The 17802-nt window shown below is 57.8% G+C and carries 17 protein-coding genes; 13 read left to right on the top strand and 4 right to left on the bottom strand.

The genetic code is table 11. The features are described 5' to 3' along the window. The 11 genes from murD to secA all read left to right on the top strand — a co-directional run bounded on the left by murD (window position 1) and on the right by secA (window position 13939). Entirely contained in the window at window positions 1-1317 is a 1317-nt protein-coding gene (gene murD / locus C1N84_RS15385) for a UDP-N-acetylmuramoyl-L-alanine--D-glutamate ligase (RefSeq protein ID WP_264441634.1), read from the top strand. Further along, window positions 1317-2531, top strand: a complete 1215-nt coding sequence (ftsW, locus tag C1N84_RS15380; RefSeq protein ID WP_021507561.1) for a cell division protein FtsW — start codon at window positions 1317-1319, stop codon at window positions 2529-2531. Before murD ends, ftsW begins: the two co-directional genes overlap by 1 nt. Beyond that, window positions 2528-3586, top strand: coding sequence for an undecaprenyldiphospho-muramoylpentapeptide beta-N-acetylglucosaminyltransferase (gene murG / locus C1N84_RS15375; protein ID WP_059010288.1), 1059 nt, complete (start codon window positions 2528-2530; stop codon window positions 3584-3586). Before ftsW ends, murG begins: the two co-directional genes overlap by 4 nt. Before the next feature lie 70 nt (window positions 3587-3656). Next, complete coding sequence (gene murC / locus C1N84_RS15370; protein ID WP_031279704.1) at window positions 3657-5132, top strand: UDP-N-acetylmuramate--L-alanine ligase; 1476 nt, start codon at window positions 3657-3659, stop codon at window positions 5130-5132. Continuing rightward, window positions 5125-6045 (top strand): D-alanine--D-alanine ligase, encoded by a 921-nt coding sequence (locus C1N84_RS15365; protein WP_211726685.1) that lies wholly within the window; start codon window positions 5125-5127, stop codon window positions 6043-6045. The genes murC and C1N84_RS15365 overlap by 8 nt, the downstream gene beginning before the upstream one ends. 1 nt (window position 6046) lies before the next feature. Further along, the gene (gene ftsQ, locus C1N84_RS15360) at window positions 6047-6886 is read left to right on the top strand and encodes a cell division protein FtsQ (RefSeq protein WP_058780440.1); all 840 of its coding nucleotides are present in this window, start codon (window positions 6047-6049) and stop codon (window positions 6884-6886) included. Further along, window positions 6883-8139, top strand: coding sequence for a cell division protein FtsA (gene ftsA / locus C1N84_RS15355; protein ID WP_013507861.1), 1257 nt, complete (start codon window positions 6883-6885; stop codon window positions 8137-8139). The genes ftsQ and ftsA overlap by 4 nt, the downstream gene beginning before the upstream one ends. Before the next feature lie 71 nt (window positions 8140-8210). After that, a complete protein-coding gene (ftsZ, locus tag C1N84_RS15350; protein ID WP_021507556.1) occupies window positions 8211-9365 on the top strand; it encodes a cell division protein FtsZ in 1155 nt (384 codons plus the stop codon). A 101-nt stretch (window positions 9366-9466) separates the two neighbouring features. After that, window positions 9467-10384, top strand: a complete 918-nt coding sequence (gene lpxC / locus C1N84_RS15345) for a UDP-3-O-acyl-N-acetylglucosamine deacetylase (protein WP_031279703.1) — start codon at window positions 9467-9469, stop codon at window positions 10382-10384. Between the two features lie 271 nt (window positions 10385-10655). Next, window positions 10656-11156: a secA translation cis-regulator SecM gene (secM, locus tag C1N84_RS15340; RefSeq protein WP_031279702.1), complete on the top strand. Its 501-nt coding sequence runs from the start codon at window positions 10656-10658 to the stop codon at window positions 11154-11156. Between the two features lie 77 nt (window positions 11157-11233). Then, window positions 11234-13939 (top strand): preprotein translocase subunit SecA, encoded by a 2706-nt coding sequence (secA, locus tag C1N84_RS15335; protein WP_059010287.1) that lies wholly within the window; start codon window positions 11234-11236, stop codon window positions 13937-13939. A gap of 40 nt (window positions 13940-13979) precedes the next feature. On the opposite strand, the gene C1N84_RS15330 is transcribed toward secA, so the two are convergent. Then, complete coding sequence (locus C1N84_RS15330; protein WP_021507552.1) at window positions 13980-14366, bottom strand: winged helix-turn-helix domain-containing protein; 387 nt, start codon at window positions 14364-14366, stop codon at window positions 13980-13982. Between the two features lie 185 nt (window positions 14367-14551). On the opposite strand from C1N84_RS15330, the gene mutT reads away from it, so the two are divergent. After that, window positions 14552-14947, top strand: coding sequence for an 8-oxo-dGTP diphosphatase MutT (gene mutT / locus C1N84_RS15325; RefSeq protein ID WP_058774821.1), 396 nt, complete (start codon window positions 14552-14554; stop codon window positions 14945-14947). 26 nt (window positions 14948-14973) lie between these two features. Here the strand turns inward: mutT and yacG are convergent, their stop codons facing one another. Genes yacG through coaE form a run of 3 tightly spaced genes read right to left on the bottom strand, consistent with a single transcriptional unit; the run spans window position 14974 to window position 16536 of the window. Then, complete coding sequence (gene yacG, locus C1N84_RS15320) at window positions 14974-15171, bottom strand: DNA gyrase inhibitor YacG (RefSeq protein ID WP_058770616.1); 198 nt, start codon at window positions 15169-15171, stop codon at window positions 14974-14976. Window positions 15172-15179: 8 nt separating this feature from the next. Continuing rightward, window positions 15180-15923 (bottom strand): cell division protein ZapD, encoded by a 744-nt coding sequence (zapD, locus tag C1N84_RS15315; protein ID WP_058759493.1) that lies wholly within the window; start codon window positions 15921-15923, stop codon window positions 15180-15182. A gap of 4 nt (window positions 15924-15927) precedes the next feature. Next, window positions 15928-16536 (bottom strand): dephospho-CoA kinase, encoded by a 609-nt coding sequence (gene coaE / locus C1N84_RS15310; RefSeq protein ID WP_058780442.1) that lies wholly within the window; start codon window positions 16534-16536, stop codon window positions 15928-15930. Window positions 16537-16744: 208 nt separating this feature from the next. Between coaE and C1N84_RS15305 the strand changes: the two genes are divergently transcribed. Beyond that, window positions 16745-17785, top strand: a complete 1041-nt coding sequence (locus tag C1N84_RS15305) for a GMP reductase (protein ID WP_150360697.1) — start codon at window positions 16745-16747, stop codon at window positions 17783-17785. The last annotated feature ends 17 nt before the right edge of the window (window positions 17786-17802 follow it).

Genomic DNA, 17802 nt, shown 5'->3' with positions numbered 1-17802 from the left:
ATGGCTGACTATCGGGGCAGAAAAGTCGTCATCATTGGATTAGGCATTACCGGCCTGTCCTGTGTTGATTTCTTCCTCGCGCAGGGCGTGACGCCCCGCGTGATGGATACCCGTGTGTCACCGCCGGGGCTGGACAAACTGCCAGAGCAGGTGGAGCGCCACGTTGGCGGTATCAACAGCGACTGGCTGCTGGCATGCGATTTGATCATCGCCAGCCCGGGCATCGCGCTGGCACACCCGGCGCTGAGCGAAGCGGCCGACGCCGGCATTGAAATTGTCGGCGATATCGAACTGTTCTGCCGTGAAGCGCAGGCGCCGATTGTGGCGATCACCGGTTCCAATGGCAAAAGTACCGTCACCACGCTGGTGGGCGAAATGGCGCGCGCTGCGGGCTGGCAGGTGGGCGTAGGCGGCAACATTGGGCTGCCAGCGCTGACGCTGCTTAAATCGCCGGCGCAGCTGTATGTGCTGGAGCTCTCCAGCTTCCAGCTGGAAACCACCTACAGCCTAAAAGCGGCGGCGGCAACCATCCTCAACGTCACTGAGGATCATATGGATCGCTATCCGCTCGGCATGCAGCAGTACCGCGCCGCTAAATTACGCATCTATGAAAACGCGGATATCTGCGTGGTGAATGCTGACGATGGCATGACCATGCCAGTGCGCGGCGCCGATCGCCGCTGCGTCAGCTTTGGCATCGACGTTGGCGATTATCACCTCAACCAGCAGCAGGGCAGTACCTGGCTGCGGGTGAAGGGCGAGAAAGTCCTTAATACCGACGAGATGAAGCTGGTCGGGCAGCACAATTACACCAATGCGCTGGCCGCGCTGGCGCTGGCCGATGCGGTGAATATCCCGCGCGCCTCCAGCCTGAAAGCGTTAACCACCTACAGCGGCCTGCCGCATCGCTTCCAGCTGGTGCACGAAGCGCATGGCGTGCGCTGGATTAATGATTCGAAAGCCACCAACGTGGGCAGCACCGAAGCCGCGCTTAACGGCCTGCAGGTGAAAGGCACGCTGTGGCTGCTGCTGGGTGGCGATGGCAAAGGGGCGGACTTTACGCCGCTGGCGCGCTATCTGCAGGGCGACAACGTGCGGCTGTTCTGCTTTGGCCGTGACGGCGACTCGCTGGCCGCGCTGCGTCCGGCAGTGGCGACGCGCACCGACACGCTCGAACAGGCGATGACGCAGATTGCCGCGCAGGTGCAGGCGGGCGACCTGGTGCTGCTGTCACCGGCGTGCGCCAGCCTCGACCAGTTCCGTAATTTTGAACAGCGCGGCGATCGCTTCGCGCAACTGGCGAAGGAGCTGAGCTGATGCGTATTCCCGGAGCCAGTATCGCCAGTTTTATTTCGCTGCGCCTGCGTGATTGGGTGATGGGCGCGCGCGACAACGACGACGCGCCGGTGGTGCTATATGACCGCACGCTGCTGTGGCTGACATTTGGCCTGGCGATTATCGGTTTTGTCATGGTCACCTCGGCGTCGATGCCGGTTGGACAGCGTCTTAACGACGATCCGTTCTACTTTGCCAAACGTGATGCCTTTTATATCGCACTGGCGCTGGGGATGGCGTTAGTGACGCTGCGCGTACCGATGGATTTTTGGCAGCGCTACAGTAACGCGATGCTGATGGCTTCGGTGGCGATGCTGCTGATCGTACTGGTGGTCGGTAGCTCGGTTAACGGCGCATCGCGCTGGATCGCGCTCGGGCCGCTGCGTATTCAGCCGGCGGAGTTATCCAAGCTGTCGCTGTTCTGCTATCTCGCCAGCTATCTGGTGCGCAAAGTGGAAGAGGTGCGGAACAACTTCTGGGGCTTCTGTAAGCCGATGGGCGTGATGGTGGTGCTGGCGGTGCTGCTGCTGGCCCAGCCGGACCTCGGCACCGTGGTGGTGCTGTTTGTTACCACGCTGGCGATGCTGTTCCTGGCGGGCGCCAAACTGTGGCAGTTCCTGGCGATTATCGGCTCCGGCATTTTCGCCGTGGTGCTGCTGATTATCGCGGAACCTTACCGTATGCGCCGCGTGACCTCCTTCTGGAACCCGTGGGAAGATCCGTTCGGCAGCGGCTACCAGCTGACTCAGTCGCTGATGGCGTTTGGCCGCGGTGAGTTCTGGGGGCAGGGCCTGGGCAACTCGGTGCAGAAACTGGAGTATCTGCCGGAAGCGCATACCGACTTTATCTTCTCAATTATCGGTGAAGAGTTGGGTTATGTCGGTGTGGTTTTGGCGCTGTTGATGGTATTCTTCGTCGCTTTTCGCGCAATGTCGATTGGCCGTCGCGCGCTGGAGATCGACCAGCGTTTTTCCGGCTTCCTCGCCTGTTCCATTGGCGTGTGGTTTAGCTTCCAGGCGCTGGTTAACGTTGGTGCGGCGGCGGGTATGCTGCCGACCAAAGGCCTGACGCTGCCGCTGATCAGTTACGGTGGATCGAGTCTGATCATTATGTCGACCGCCATCGTGTTTTTATTGCGCATAGATTATGAAACGCGTCTGGCAAAAGCCCAGGCGTTTACCCGAGGTGCCCGATGAGTGGTAAACGGCTGATGGTCATGGCAGGGGGTACCGGCGGACATGTGTTCCCCGGACTGGCCGTGGCGCATCATCTGATCGAACAAGGCTGGCAGGTGCGCTGGCTGGGAACGGCAGACCGGATGGAAGCCGATCTGGTGCCAAAGCATGGCATCGATATCGACTTCATCCGCATCAGCGGACTGCGCGGTAAAGGCGTAAAGGCCCTGCTGCTGGCACCGGTGCGCATCTTCAATGCGTGGCGCCAGGCGCGCCGCATCATGAAAAACTGGCAGCCGGATGTGGTGCTGGGCATGGGCGGTTATGTTTCCGGGCCGGGCGGCCTTGCGGCGTGGAGTTGCGGCATCCCGGTGGTGCTGCACGAGCAGAACGGCATTGCCGGGCTGACCAATAAGTGGCTGGCGAAAATCGCTACCACAGTGATGCAGGCCTTTCCGGGCGCGTTCCCCACTGCTGAGGTGGTGGGCAACCCGGTGCGTAATGATGTGCTGGCGCTGCCGCTGCCGGCGCAGCGTCTGGCACACCGCAGCGGGCCGATTCGCGTGCTGGTGATTGGCGGTAGTCAGGGGGCGCGCATCCTCAATCAGATCGTGCCGCAGGTCGCCGCCGAACTGGGTGACGCCATCACGTTGTGGCATCAGACCGGCAAAGGTGCACGGGAGACCGTGCAGCAGGCGTATCAGGCCGCTGGCCAGCCGCAGCACAAGGTCACCGAGTTTATCGATGACATGGCGCAAGCCTATGCGTGGGCCGATGTGGTGGTGTGCCGCTCCGGCGCGCTGACCGTCAGTGAAGTGGCGGCGGCGGGTTTACCGGCGATTTTCGTGCCGTTCCAGCACAAAGATCGTCAGCAGTACTGGAATGCGCTGCCGCTGGAAAAAGCCGGCGCGGCCAAAATTTTCGAGCAGCCGCAGTTTACTGCTGCGGCCGTCGCAGACACGCTGCGCCACTGGGATCGCGCCACGCTGCTGGCGATGGCGGAAAAAGCCCGCCAGGTCGCGATTCCTGATGCGACCGAACGGGTGGCACAAGAGGTTGCGCGCGTCGCGAAGTAAGTTAACCGGTCAGTTTGACTGGCCCGCATCTGAATGCAGGTGCAAACGGGAAAACAGGTAACAGAGACAGATGAATACACAACAATTGGCAAAACTGCGTTCTATTGTGCCCGAGATGCGTCGCGTCCGGCACATCCACTTTGTCGGCATCGGCGGTGCCGGCATGGGCGGTATTGCCGAGGTGTTGGCGAACGAAGGCTATCACATTAGCGGCTCCGATCTGGCGCCCAATCCGGTTACGCAGCATCTGGCCTCGCTGGGCGCGACCATTTACTTCAACCATCGCCCGGAAAATGTTACCGACGCCAGCGTCGTCGTGGTTTCCACCGCCGTGGCGCAGGACAACCCGGAGCTGGTGGCGGCGCGTGAGCAGCGTATCCCGGTGATCCGCCGGGCGGAGATGCTGGCTGAGCTGATGCGTTTCCGTCACGGCATCGCGATTGCCGGCACGCACGGTAAAACCACCACCACTGCGATGGTGACCAGTATTTATGCGGAAGGCGGTCTCGATCCGACGTTCGTCAATGGCGGTCTGGTTAAAGCGGCGGGTACGCACGCGCGCCTCGGCAGCAGCCGTTATCTGATTGCGGAAGCGGACGAAAGCGACGCGTCTTTCCTGCATCTGCAACCGATGGTGGCGATTGTCACTAACATCGAAGCGGATCACATGGATACCTATCAGGGCGATTTTGAGAACCTGAAGCAGACGTTTATTAACTTCCTGCACAACCTGCCGTTTTACGGGCGCGCGGTGATGTGCGTGGACGATGTGGTGATTCGCGATCTGATTCCGCGCGTGGGCCGTCAGGTCACCACCTATGGTTTCAGCGACGATGCGGATGTGCGGGTCGAAAACTACGAACAGCGCGGCGCGCAGGGCCACTTCACCCTGATTCGTCAGGACAAGCCGGTGCTGCACGTGACGCTGAATGCGCCGGGTCGCCATAACGCGCTGAACGCCGCGGCAGCCGTGGCGGTTGCCAGCGAAGAGGGCATTGACGACAACGCTATTCTGGCGGCGCTGGAGAGTTTCCAGGGCACCGGTCGACGTTTCGACGTGCTGGGCGAGTTTGACACCGCAGCCGTTAACGGTAAGCCAGGCAGCGCGATGCTGGTCGACGATTATGGCCATCATCCGACCGAAGTGGATGTCACCATCAAAGCGGCGCGCGCCGGCTGGCCAGAGAAAAAGCTGGTGATGGTGTTTCAGCCGCATCGCTATACGCGCACCCGCGACCTGTTCGATGATTTCGCCAATGTGCTGTCGCAGGTGGATGTGTTACTGATGCTGGATGTCTACCCGGCGGGCGAAGCCGCTATTCCGGGCGCGGACAGCCGTTCACTGTGCCGTGCCATCCGCAATCGCGGCAAGGTCGATCCGATTCTGGTCTCCGAGCACGAAGCGCTGCCGGATGCGCTGGCACCGCTGCTGTCCGGCGACGATCTGGTGATTGTGCAGGGCGCCGGCAACATCGGCAAAATTGCCCGCAAGCTGGCTGAGATTCAGCTGCAGCCGGCTCTGAACACGGAGGCGCGCCATGGCTGAGAAAGTCGCGGTATTGATGGGCGGTACCTCCGCCGAGCGCGAGGTGTCACTGATGTCCGGCAGCGCGGTGCTGGCGGGACTGCGCGAGATGGGCATTGATGCGCACGGTGTCGACACCCGTGACGTCTCAGTGCTGGACCTCCGGCAGCAGGGCTTTGCCAAAGCGTTTATCGCGCTGCACGGTCGCGGTGGCGAAGACGGCACGCTGCAGGCGCTGCTGGAGTTTCTGCAACTGCCCTACACCGGCAGCGGCGTCATGGCGTCGGCCATCACCATGGATAAACTGCGCAGCAAACTGCTGTGGCAGGGCAGGGGATTGCCGGCGGGCAAATTTGTCTGGCTGACGCGCCAGCAGTATGAGCAGGGGCTGGATGCTGCAGCGCAGGCGTCGATCGCCGCGCTCGGACTGCCGCTGTTTGTGAAGCCAAGCTGTGAAGGTTCCAGCGTTGGCATCAGCCGCGTGAACCAGGCGGAAGCGCTGCCAGCCGCGCTGCAGGAGGCGTTTCGCCATGATGATGACGTGCTGGTGGAAGCTTTTCTCAGCGGTGCCGAATACACCGTGGGCATCGTCGGCGACGAAATTCTGCCGTCAATCAGAATTCAGACCGCCAGCGAGTTCTATGACTATGAAGCAAAATACATTTCTGACGATACTCAATACTTCTGCCCGAGCGGCCTGAGTACGGAGAAAGAGGCGGAACTGCAGACATTAGTGCTGGCCGCGTGGCGCGCGTTAGGCTGCAGCGGCTGGGGACGGGTTGATGTGATGGTCGACGGTGACGGCAATTTCCAGCTGCTGGAAGTGAACACCTCGCCAGGCATGACCAGCCACAGCCTGGTGCCGATGGCGGCAAAGCAGGCGGGATACAGCTTCCCGCAACTGGTGGCGCGCATTCTGGAGCTGGCTGACTGATATGTCTCAGGCGGCACTGCGCGTTAGAAATCGCGAACCTCAGGAGCGTGCGCGCTCCGGACGGAGCAACGGAGCACGGCTGTTTGGCATCGTGTTCCTGCTGCTGGTGATGGGCATCATGGTGGCTGGCGGCCTGGTGGTGCTGAAGTGGATGAACGATGCGTCGCGTCTGCCGCTGTCGAAGCTGGTGGTGACGGGCGAAACCCACTACACCACGCACGATGATATTCGTCAGGCGATTTTATCGCTCGGCGCGCCGGGAACGTTCATGTCGCAGAATGTGGATATTATTCAGCAGCAGATCGAGCGTTTACCGTGGATTAAACAGGTTAGCGTGCGCAAGCAGTGGCCTGATGAGCTGAAGATAAACCTGGTGGAGTTTGTCCCGGTGGCACGCTGGAATGACTCGCACATGGTGGACGCCGATGGCGTCTCCTTCAGCGTCCCGGCCAGCCACATCGGCAAAGAGACGTTGCCGATGCTGTATGGTCCGGAAGGCAGTGAGAAAGAGGTATTGGCTGGCTATCACACCATGAGTGATGTGCTGCGGGCCAGTAAGTTTACCCTGAAGGTCGCGTCGATGACGGCGCGGCGCTCGTGGCAGCTGGTGACCAGCGACGATGTGCGCATCGAACTGGGGCGCAGCGATACCATGAAGCGTCTGAACCGTTTTATTGAGCTCTATCCGGAGTTGCAGCAGCAGGGCCAGAGTCAGAACCAGCGCATCAGCTATGTTGATCTACGCTATGACTCCGGCGCCGCAGTAGGCTGGGCACCGGCACCGATTGAGCCACAGGACAGTAATCAGCAACAAAACCAGGCACAGGCTAAACCACAATGATCAAGGCAACGGACAGAAAACTGGTAGTAGGACTTGAAATCGGCACTGCGAAGGTCGCCGCCCTAGTTGGGGAAATTCTGCCCGATGGTATGGTCAACATTATTGGCGTCGGCAGCTGCCCGTCCCGCGGTATGGACAAAGGCGGCGTGAACGATCTGGAGTCGGTGGTGAAGTGCGTTCAGCGCGCCATCGACCAGGCGGAATTGATGGCAGACTGCCAGATTTCGTCGGTATACCTTGCTTTATCGGGCAAACATATTAGTTGTCAGAACGAAATCGGGATGGTTCCGATTTCCGAAGAGGAAGTCACTCAGGATGATGTGGAAAACGTGGTGCATACGGCGAAATCCGTTCGCGTGCGCGACGAACATCGTATTCTGCATGTGATTCCACAGGAATACGCCATCGATTATCAGGAAGGCATTAAAAATCCGGTTGGCCTTTCCGGCGTGCGTATGCAGGCCAAGGTGCATCTCATCACCTGCCACAACGATATGGCAAAAAATATCGTGAAAGCCGTTGAACGTTGTGGCCTGAAAGTTGACCAACTGATTTTTGCCGGACTGGCATCCAGTTTTTCGGTGCTGACCGAAGATGAACGTGAGCTGGGAGTCTGTGTTGTTGACATCGGTGGCGGTACAATGGATATCGCGGTGTACACCGGCGGCGCGCTGCGTCATACCAAAGTGATTCCCTATGCCGGGAACGTGGTGACCAGCGACATCGCCTATGCCTTTGGCACACCGCCAACCGACGCCGAAGCCATTAAAGTGCGTCATGGTTGTGCGCTGGGTTCGATTGTCGGCAAAGACGAAAACGTCGAGGTGCCGAGCGTGGGTGGACGTCCACCGCGCAGCCTGCAGCGCCAGACGCTGGCAGAAGTGATTGAGCCGCGTTACACCGAACTGCTGAATCTGGTGAACGACGAGATTCTGCAACTGCAGGAGCAACTGCGCCAGCAGGGCGTGAAGCATCATCTGGCAGCCGGTATTGTGCTGACCGGCGGTGCGGCGCAGATTGAAGGTCTGGCGGCCTGTGCACAGCGGGTGTTCCACACCCAGGTGCGCATCGGTCAGCCGCTTAACATCACCGGCCTGACGGATTATGCACAGGAGCCGTACTACTCGACGGCGGTTGGCCTGCTGCATTACGGCAAAGAGTCACACATGAACGGTGATGCAGAAACGGAAAAACGTGCTTCAGTGGGCAATTGGTTTAAACGCATCAACAGCTGGCTGAAGAAAGAGTTTTAATTTTTTGAAAAAGGAGATCATCAGGCAATGTTTATGATCTCCAGGCGACAGGCACATAACGGAGAGAAATCATGTTTGAACCTATGGAATTAACCAATGACGCGGTGATTAAAGTCATCGGCGTCGGCGGTGGCGGTGGCAACGCCGTAGAGCACATGGTACGCGAGCGTATCGAAGGTGTGGAATTCTTCGCTGTGAATACCGACGCGCAGGCGTTGCGTAAAACGGCGGTCGGCCAGACGATTCAGATCGGGACCAATATCACCAAAGGTCTCGGTGCGGGTGCTAACCCGGAAGTCGGCCGTACCTCGGCGGAAGAGGATCGCGAAGCACTGCGTTCTGCGCTGGAAGGGGCAGACATGGTGTTTATCGCCGCGGGCATGGGTGGCGGTACCGGTACCGGTGCAGCTCCTGTGGTGGCTGAAGTAGCCAAAGATTTAGGTATCCTGACGGTTGCGGTGGTGACGAAGCCCTTCAACTTCGAAGGGAAAAAACGCATGGCGTTTGCTGAGCAGGGTATCGCTGAGCTGTCCAAGCATGTTGATTCACTGATCACCATTCCTAACGACAAGCTGCTGAAAGTGCTGGGCCGTGGTATCTCTCTGCTGGATGCCTTCGGTGCGGCTAACGACGTGCTGAAAGGTGCGGTGCAGGGTATCGCAGAACTGATTACCCGTCCGGGTCTGATGAACGTCGACTTCGCCGACGTGCGTACCGTGATGTCAGAAATGGGTTACGCGATGATGGGTTCTGGCGTTGCCTGTGGTGAAGACCGTGCTGAAGAAGCGGCCGAAATGGCGATCTCCAGCCCGCTGCTGGAAGATATCGATCTGTCGGGTGCGCGTGGCGTGCTGGTCAACATCACGGCGGGCTTCGACCTGCGTCTGGATGAGTTCGAAACCGTGGGTAACACCATCCGCGCCTTCGCCTCGGACAACGCGACCGTGGTTATCGGTACCTCGCTGGATCCAGAGATGAACGACGAGCTGCGCGTCACCGTGGTGGCGACCGGTATCGGCATGGACAAACGTCCGGAAATCACCCTGGTGACTAACAAGCCTGCGACTCAGCCGGTCATGGATCATCGCTACCAGCAGCACGGCATGGCGCCGCTGCCGCAGGAGCAGAAACCGGCCGCGAAAGTGGTGAATGACCAGCCAGCGTCATCCAGCAAAGAGCCTGACTATCTTGATATTCCAGCCTTCCTGCGTAAACAGGCAGACTAAGAATATCCTGAGAATTGGGATTCTCCGCTCTTTGTGCTAAAGTATTCGCCCGCCGGTAATTTATACTGGCGGTCGGATGGGTAATATTGCGAGATAATGCGATGATCAAACAAAGGACATTAAAACGTATTGTTCAGGCGACTGGCGTCGGTTTGCATACCGGCAAAAAAGTCACGCTGACTTTACGCCCTGCGTCGGCTAATACCGGGGTCATCTATCGTCGCACTGACTTGAATCCACCGGTTGATTTCCCGGCTGATGCAAAATACGTGCGCGACACCATGCTGAGTACCTGCCTGGTGAATGATGAAGGCGTGCGTATTTCGACGGTTGAACACCTGAATGCTGCATTGGCAGGTCTGGGTATCGACAACATTATTGTTGAAGTCGATGCGCCAGAAATTCCGATCATGGATGGCAGTGCCGCGCCTTTTGTTTATTTGCTGATGGATGCCGGTGTCGAAGAGCTGAACAGCGCGAAGAAATTCGTGCGCGTGAAGCAAACGGTACGGGTTGAAGATGGCGATAAGTGGGCCGAGATTAAACCGTACAACGGTTTTTCACTCGACTTCACCATCGACTTCAAACATCCGGCGATCGACTCAAGCTCGCAGCGTTACCAGCTCAATTTCTCGGCTGAATCCTTTGTGCGTCAGATTAGCCGTGCGCGCACCTTCGGCTTTATGCGTGAAATCGAATATCTGCAGTCTAAAGGCCTGTGCCTGGGCGGTAGTTTAGATTGTGCGATTGGCCTCGATGACTTCCGCGTATTGAATGAAGATGGCCTGCGCTTTGAAGATGAGTTCGTGCGTCACAAAATGCTGGACGCCATCGGCGACCTGTTCATGTGTGGTCATAACGTGATTGGCGCATTCTCTGCGTTCAAGTCCGGCCATGCGCTGAACAACAAACTGTTGCAGGCGGTACTGGCGAAGCAGGAAGCCTGGGAATGGGCGACCTTCGAAGACGAAGCTGAACTGCCACTGGCCTTCAAAGCGCCAAATTTAGTGCTGGCTTAATTAGTCAGCCATCAAACGGCGGGCTTCCCTGACACCCTCTCCGGTCAGTGGAACCCGCCGTTTTTTATTGCCCGCCGCTAAGCTGTAATCCCGCTCGCAAAACCCTGTTGCCAGCGACCAAACCCTGCGCAAAAAAACGTGAAATCCGCCGTAAGCCCTTTAATCCCTGATGTCGAAGCCCCACATAAGTGCTATTATCTGGCGCTCATGTAAGCAGGGTGCGTAACGCAACTCTGGCTTAGCGCTTAATGACTGGCATGATGGACGAAAGGTGATCGGGATTTTCTCACGCTGGCGACAACTCGGCAGACGCTATTTCTGGCCTCATCTCCTGTTGGGAATGGTGGCGGCCAGTCTCGGCCTGCCTGCCTGTGCACAAAGCGCAGAACCCACCAGCAGCGATTCGCCGGTCAGCAGCCTGTTTACCGGCAAGGTGGTGCGGTTTGATCACCTGATTCGCCTGCAGGAAAGCGCGCGCCGTCCCAGTTTCAACGTTGACTACTGGCATCAGCACGCCATCCGCACCGTTATTCGCCATCTCTCATTCAGCATGACGCCGCCCGCGACCGCGGAAGCGGAGCATGCATTGCCGCTGGCGGCGCAAAAGCTGGCGCTGATTGACTCGCTGCAGGCGCTGCTGACTTCACCCGCGCAACCTTTAGCCGCGATGGCACCGCCGTCGCGAGCGCATCATGTTTCGCCCAACGTTCACTCTTCTGCTGACTGGCAGGCTGCTATTCATGGCATCCGCGCCGGACCTTTCATTGCTTAACGCTAACGTTATTTTCCTTTTTCTGTTTTTTGCTTTTGCAGCCCGTATTGTCACGGCTGAATTGAGATAAATTTATTATGTTAATCAAATTGTTAACGAAAGTTTTTGGTAGCAGCAATGATCGTACTCTGCGCCGCATGCGTAAAGTGGTCGATGTCATCAACAAGATGGAGCCGGAGTTCGTCAAACTGTCTGACGACGAACTGAAAGCGAAAACCGATCAATTCCGCGAGCGCCTGAAAAAAGGTGAAACGCTGGAGAGCCTGATTCCCGAAGCCTTCGCCACCGTGCGTGAAGCCAGTAAGCGCGTGTTTGGCATGCGCCACTTTGATGTGCAGCTGATCGGCGGCATGGTGCTCAACGAACGCTGCATCGCGGAGATGCGCACCGGTGAGGGTAAAACCCTGACTGCGACGCTGCCAGCCTACCTGAACGCGCTGAGCGGCAAGGGCGTGCACGTTGTGACCGTCAACGACTATCTGGCGCAGCGTGACGCCGAAAACAACCGTCCGCTGTTTGAGTTCCTCGGTCTGACAGTCGGTATTAACCTGCCGGGCATGCCGGCGGTGGCTAAGCGCGCTGCCTATGCAGCCGATATCACCTACGGCACCAACAACGAATACGGCTTCGATTATCTGCGCGATAACATGGCCTTCAGTCCGGAAGAGCGCGTACAGCGTAAACTGCACTATGCGCTGGTGGATGAGGTGGACTCGATCCTGATCGATGAAGCGCGTACGCCGCTGATTATCTCGGGTCCGGCCGAAGACAGCTCCGATCTCTACATCAAGGTCAACAAAATCATCCCGCACCTGGTGCGCCAGGAAAAAGAAGACTCGGATAACTTCCAGGGCGAAGGTGACTTCTGGGTGGATGAAAAAGCCCGTCAGGCGCACATGACCGAGCGCGGTCTGGTGAAAGTGGAAGAGCTGCTGGTCAGTCAGGGCATCATGGATGAGGGCGAATCACTCTACTCGCCGACCAACATCATGCTGATGCACCACGTGACGGCAGCACTGCGCGCCCATGCACTGTTCACCCGCGACGTTGACTACATCGTGAAGGACGGCGAGGTGATCATTGTTGATGAACACACCGGCCGTACCATGCAGGGACGTCGCTGGTCTGATGGCCTGCATCAGGCGGTCGAAGCCAAAGAAGGTGTGGAGATCCAGAATGAAAACCAGACGCTGGCTTCCATCACCTTCCAGAACTACTTCCGTATCTACGAGAAACTGGCCGGTATGACCGGTACCGCTGATACTGAAGCGTTTGAATTCAGCTCCATCTACAAACTCGATACCATCGTGGTGCCGACCAACCGTCCGATGGTGCGTAAAGATATGGCCGATCTGGTCTACATGACCGAGAAAGAGAAGATCGACGCCATTATCGAAGATATTCGTACCTGTACGGCTAACGGTCAGCCGGTACTGGTGGGCACCATCTCGATTGAAAAATCGGAAGTGGTATCTCAGGAGCTGACGCGCGCGGGTATTAAGCACAGCGTACTGAACGCCAAGTTCCACGCCAGCGAAGCGGATATCGTGGCACAGGCAGGTCAGCCAGCCGCGGTAACCATCGCGACCAACATGGCCGGTCGTGGTACGGACATCATGCTCGGCGGTAGCTGGCAGGCGGAAGTGGCCGCGCTGGAAAACCCGACGGAAGAGCAGATTGAAGCCATCAAGGCGGCGTGGAAACTGCGCCATGATGCGGTGCTGGCGGCAGGCGGTCTGCACATTATCGGTACCGAACGCCACGAATCACGCCGTATCGATAACCAGCTGCGCGGCCGTGCGGGCCGTCAGGGTGACGCCGGTTCTTCGCGCTTCTATCTGTCGATGGAAGATGCGCTGATGCGTATCTTTGCCTCTGATCGCGTGTCCAACATGATGCGTAAGTTGGGTATGAAGCCGGGTGAAGCGATTGAGCATCCGTGGGTAACCAAAGCAATTGCTAATGCGCAGCGCAAAGTGGAAAGCCGCAACTTCGATATCCGTAAACAGCTGCTGGAATACGATGACGTCGCTAACGATCAGCGCCGCGCCATTTACAGCCAGCGTAACGAACTGCTGGATGTCTCTGACGTTTCGGACACCATCAACAGCATCCGCGAAGATGTGTTCAAAGCCACTATCGACACTTACATTCCGCCGCAGTCGCTGGAAGAGATGTGGGATGTTCCGGGGCTGGAAGAGCGTCTGCGCAATGATTTCGATCTGGATCTGCCGATTGCTGAGTGGCTGGATAAAGAGCCGGATCTGCATGAAGAGACGCTGCGTGAGCGCATCATGAGCCGCGCCAGCGAAAACTATGCGGCGAAAGAAGAAGTGGTCGGCGCAGAAATGATGCGCAACTTCGAAAAAGGCGTGATGCTGCAAACGCTCGACTCGCTGTGGAAAGAGCATCTGGCGGCGATGGACTATCTGCGTCAGGGTATCCATCTGCGTGGCTATGCGCAGAAGGATCCGAAGCAGGAGTACAAACGTGAATCTTTCGCCATGTTTGCCGCGATGCTGGAGTCGCTGAAGTACGAAGTGATCAGCACCCTGAGCAAAGTGCAGGTGCGGATGCCGGAAGAAGTGGAAGCGATGGAGCAGCAGCGTCGTGAAGAAGCAGAGCGCCTGGCACAGCAGCAGCAGCTCAGTCACGTCGATGACGACACCGCAGCGGCCGCTGCACTGGCGGCACAGGGCGGTGAGCGGAAAGTGGGACGTAACGATCCGTGCCCATGCGGCTCAGGTAAAAAATACAAACAGTGTCACGGTCGTCTGGCCTGATAACAAAAAGGAGCCCGCGGGCTCCTTTTTCTTTGGCTGATTAGCGGGTAATCGCCATCAGCTTCTCCTCATTCAGCCGCACGCCATGATAGGGCAGCGTAACCAGCAGCCCATCCGGCAAACCATAGCGTTTCAGCAACGCCCGGCTCTGAAACAGCAATTGGTGATAGTTGTTGTCGCTGATCCCCGGATAGCTCTCATTCCATACCGTGGCAATAATCTGCCGTTTCGACGTGATGCGCAGCAGCAGGCAGGAGAAGAAGCGCTTCTGCGCTTCATTAAGCGGGATGGTCTTCTGTTCTGGCCACCAGGTTAAGGTGTTTTGCGCGCTGTCGAGCGTCAGGATGTCGTGAAAAACCAAATGGCGTAAGGTATTCATCTGTTTCTGTGCGTCTTGCGCCAGAAACGTTGTTAGTTTGCGTTCCATGTGTAGTCGGCCTGGCTAGAGTAAAGTGGCTGCGAGTATTCCCAACATGGCGCCGTGCGATCATTACGACCTGTCTTAATAACTGGAATCTGTGCGACAGGATCGCGGTGAAGCCGACAGCAGTTAACATCGTCCGGCGTCTGCTTTAAAATCAGCGCTCACTCACTACAAGCGGAATCCAGCTTATGAAACACCTGCAGGTTGCGGTGGGCATCATTCGCAATGCCAGTCGTCAGATCTTTCTTGCCCAGCGCGCAGCAAGCTCGCACATGGCCAACAAATGGGAGTTCCCGGGCGGAAAAATTGAACAGCACGAAAGCGCAGAACAGGCGTTAAAACGTGAGCTGATGGAAGAAACCGGTATTGAAGTGACGGCGGCGAAAGCGATTGGTCAGGCCGACCACAGTTACGATGACCTGCGTGTTACGCTGCATTTCTTCCTGGTGGAGGGCTGGCAGGGTGAGCCGTGGGGACGCGAAGGTCAGCCGCAGCGTTGGGTCGAGCAGCGTGATTTGCTGGCCGATGAATTTCCACCTGCCAACCACGCCCTGATTGCCCGCTTAGTGGCGGGCGAGATTTAAACTCAGGGGCTGCGTGCCCCTGCCGATTACGGCTGCTCTTCACTCCAGTCGTCACTCTCCGTCATGTCTCCGCTGCTGGGAATGCGTTTCTCTTCAGCGGCCCACTCACCCAGATCGATCAACTGACAGCGTTTGCTGCAAAACGGGCGCCACGGGCTGAGTTCATCCCACATCACGGCTTTACCGCAGTTGGGGCAAGGTACGGTAATCATCTCTTCCTGCATAACATCCTCTAACAACAGGCTAATTCAAAATTCAGTCGCGCCGGCACTTCACCGCGTTCGCTATCGAGCGGTAAAAAGCGGATGGCATAGCGGCTTTTATGACCAGAGACCTGCGGATAGAGCGCATCTTCCAGCGTCAGCTGCAGGCGCAGCAGGTCGGACCCTTCGGCGTTATCCTGATAAAAGCCGTTGAGGCTGGTCTGATGGCGAAACACGCCTGACTGACGAATCAGGTTGAGGATCATCGTCAGGCTGTTGCGCAGCGGATCGAGCGAGGCCAGCCAGCTATTCACCAGGGTATCGCGCAGCGCCTGTGGCTGGTGCAGCCAGATGTGTAAACCCGGCAGATCAAAACTGCAGCAGCCGCCGGGAATGCTCAGGCGCTGACGTACGGAGGCAATCAACCGGTCTTCGCGCAGCTGCTGACCCATGCGCGGCGCGGCCATCAGCTCGCTGGATTGCTGCTTCAGCTGTTCGCGCAGCTGGCTGACGGTGTGTTCATCGACACCCGGCACATCCAGCCAGGCACGCAGTTTTTGCTGCTGACGCTCCAGCTCTTTTAACAGCTCGGTGCGCATATCGCCGCGTTCGAAGATATCCAGCAGGTCGCCAATAATACGAAACACACCCAATGCCGCAACCGAGCTGTTGACCGGCAGCGTTTCGTGCAGCTGGTTGATCAAAAACTCCACGCGCAGCCAGGTGCGCATTTTCTCATTCAATGGGTGTTCAAACAGAACCACTGTGCTCATGATATTAATCCCGTCCGGTTGCTGCCAGGCGCAAATAGCGCTGGTGAAGTTCAGCAACGCGCGGCAAAGCCTGTTCCGGCGTGCCACTGTTATCAATGATATCATCCGCGCAGGCTAAACGCTGCTGACGGCTGGCCTGCGCGGCAAGAATCCGTTGCGCCTGGCTGAGAGAGATACCATCACGCTGGCGGGTGCGCTGCAGCTGCGTGGCCTCATCGACATCCACGACTAATACCCGATCAGCCTGATGCTGCAGACCATTTTCTACCAGCAGCGGCACTACCCACATGACGTAAGGCGAAGTCGCCTGCGCCTTCAGCTGCTGGGTACGGGCGTTAATCAGCGGATGCAGCAGTTGATTGAGCCAGTTTTTCTCTTGCGGCTGCTGGAAAATAATTTCCCGCAAACGCGCGCGATAAAGCGTGCCTTCTGCGGTCAGAATCGATTCTCCGTGGCGTTTCACAATCGCATTGAGCGCAGGTGTGCCCGGTTCAACCACCTCGCGGGCAATCACATCGGCATCAATGATGTCGACGTTCAGCGCGGCAAAAGCGTTAGCAATGGTGCTTTTACCACTACCAATGCCGCCGGTCAGTGCAACGGTAAAAGGCATAGCGTTCTCTCAACATTTTTCTCATCTGCCGCAGCGTGATGAGAGCCCGATCACAATCGGTTTTCTCAGCTAAATTTAACGGATTGTAGCTTAAATAAAGTGAAATTCGCAGTCTTGTCGCGGAACGAATGGCGCGTATGATAACGACACTGGAGCCGTGAGCGCTACCCGAACTGCGGTTCGTCGTCACTAACCAGGACACTCTGCTATGCGTATCGAAGAAGATGTAAAACTGGGCTTTAAAGATGTATTGATCCGCCCGAAACGCTCCACGCTGAAAAGCCGTTCCGAGGTTGAGCTGGAACGTACGTTCACCTTCAAACATTCAGGCCTCGCCTGGTCCGGCGTTCCGGTGATTGCCGCCAACATGGATACCGTCGGCACCTTTACCATGGCCGAAGCGCTGGCTGGCTTTAACGTGCTGACCGCCGTTCACAAGCACTACAGTGTTGAAGCGTGGCAGACCTTTATCCAGCACGTACCGGCCACGGTGCTCAGCCACGTGATGGTCTCCACCGGCACCTCAGAAGCAGATTTCACAAAGTTAAGCGCGATCCTCGCGCTGTCGCCCCAACTCAATTTTATCTGTATTGATGTGGCAAACGGCTACTCCGAGCACTTTGTTGCCTTCCTGCAGCGCGCGAGGGAAAGCTTCCCGGGGAAAACCATTTGCGCCGGGAATGTGGTGACCGGTGAAATGGTCGAGGAGCTGATTCTGTCCGGTGCCGACATTGTGAAGGTGGGAATCGGTCCGGGTTCGGTCTGCACCACACGCGTCAAAACCGGCGTTGGCTACCCGCAACTCTCTGCGGTGATTGAGTGTGCTGATGCGGCGCACGGCCTCGGCGGGCAGATTGTCAGTGACGGCGGTTGCGCCGTGCCGGGCGATATCGCCAAGGCGTTCGGCGGCGGCGCTGACTTCGTGATGCTCGGCGGCATGCTGGCGGCACACGATGAGTGCGAAGGCACTCTTGTTGAAGAGCAGGGCGAGCAGTTTATGCTGTTCTACGGCATGAGCTCCGAATCCGCGATGAAACGTCATGTGGGCGGTGTGGCGGGCTACCGCGCCGCAGAAGGTAAAACCGTTCGTCTGCCGCTGCGTGGACCGGTCGCGGAGACGGTGAAAGATATCCTCGGCGGGCTGCGTTCGGCCTGTACTTACGTCGGCGCAGAGCGCCTGAAAGAGCTGACCAAACGCACCACCTTTATTCGTGTGGCAGAACAGGAAAACCGCGTCTTTAACCGCTGATGTGCCGCAACGGGCGC

The sequence above is a fragment of the Pantoea sp. SGAir0418 genome, from assembly GCF_043529865.1.
The sequence above is the reverse complement of the archived record's forward strand: the minus strand, read 5'-3'. Positions and strand labels throughout refer to the sequence as shown.

What these genes read in the sequence shown, in the direction of transcription:
- murD (WP_264441634.1), top strand. Translation starts at nt 1, where the DNA reads ATGGCTGACTATCGGGGCAGAAAAGTCGTCATCATTGGATTAGGCATT.
- ftsW (WP_021507561.1), top strand. Translation starts at nt 1,317, where the DNA reads ATGCGTATTCCCGGAGCCAGTATCGCCAGTTTTATTTCGCTGCGCCTG.
- murG (WP_059010288.1), top strand. Translation starts at nt 2,528, where the DNA reads ATGAGTGGTAAACGGCTGATGGTCATGGCAGGGGGTACCGGCGGACAT.
- murC (WP_031279704.1), top strand. Translation starts at nt 3,657, where the DNA reads ATGAATACACAACAATTGGCAAAACTGCGTTCTATTGTGCCCGAGATG.
- C1N84_RS15365 (WP_211726685.1), top strand. Translation starts at nt 5,125, where the DNA reads ATGGCTGAGAAAGTCGCGGTATTGATGGGCGGTACCTCCGCCGAGCGC.
- ftsQ (WP_058780440.1), top strand. Translation starts at nt 6,047, where the DNA reads ATGTCTCAGGCGGCACTGCGCGTTAGAAATCGCGAACCTCAGGAGCGT.
- ftsA (WP_013507861.1), top strand. Translation starts at nt 6,883, where the DNA reads ATGATCAAGGCAACGGACAGAAAACTGGTAGTAGGACTTGAAATCGGC.
- ftsZ (WP_021507556.1), top strand. Translation starts at nt 8,211, where the DNA reads ATGTTTGAACCTATGGAATTAACCAATGACGCGGTGATTAAAGTCATC.
- lpxC (WP_031279703.1), top strand. Translation starts at nt 9,467, where the DNA reads ATGATCAAACAAAGGACATTAAAACGTATTGTTCAGGCGACTGGCGTC.
- secA (WP_059010287.1), top strand. Translation starts at nt 11,234, where the DNA reads ATGTTAATCAAATTGTTAACGAAAGTTTTTGGTAGCAGCAATGATCGT.
- C1N84_RS15330 (WP_021507552.1), bottom strand. Translation starts at nt 14,366, where the DNA reads ATGGAACGCAAACTAACAACGTTTCTGGCGCAAGACGCACAGAAACAG.
- mutT (WP_058774821.1), top strand. Translation starts at nt 14,552, where the DNA reads ATGAAACACCTGCAGGTTGCGGTGGGCATCATTCGCAATGCCAGTCGT.
- yacG (WP_058770616.1), bottom strand. Translation starts at nt 15,171, where the DNA reads ATGCAGGAAGAGATGATTACCGTACCTTGCCCCAACTGCGGTAAAGCC.
- zapD (WP_058759493.1), bottom strand. Translation starts at nt 15,923, where the DNA reads ATGAGCACAGTGGTTCTGTTTGAACACCCATTGAATGAGAAAATGCGC.
- coaE (WP_058780442.1), bottom strand. Translation starts at nt 16,536, where the DNA reads ATGCCTTTTACCGTTGCACTGACCGGCGGCATTGGTAGTGGTAAAAGC.
- C1N84_RS15305 (WP_150360697.1), top strand. Translation starts at nt 16,745, where the DNA reads ATGCGTATCGAAGAAGATGTAAAACTGGGCTTTAAAGATGTATTGATC.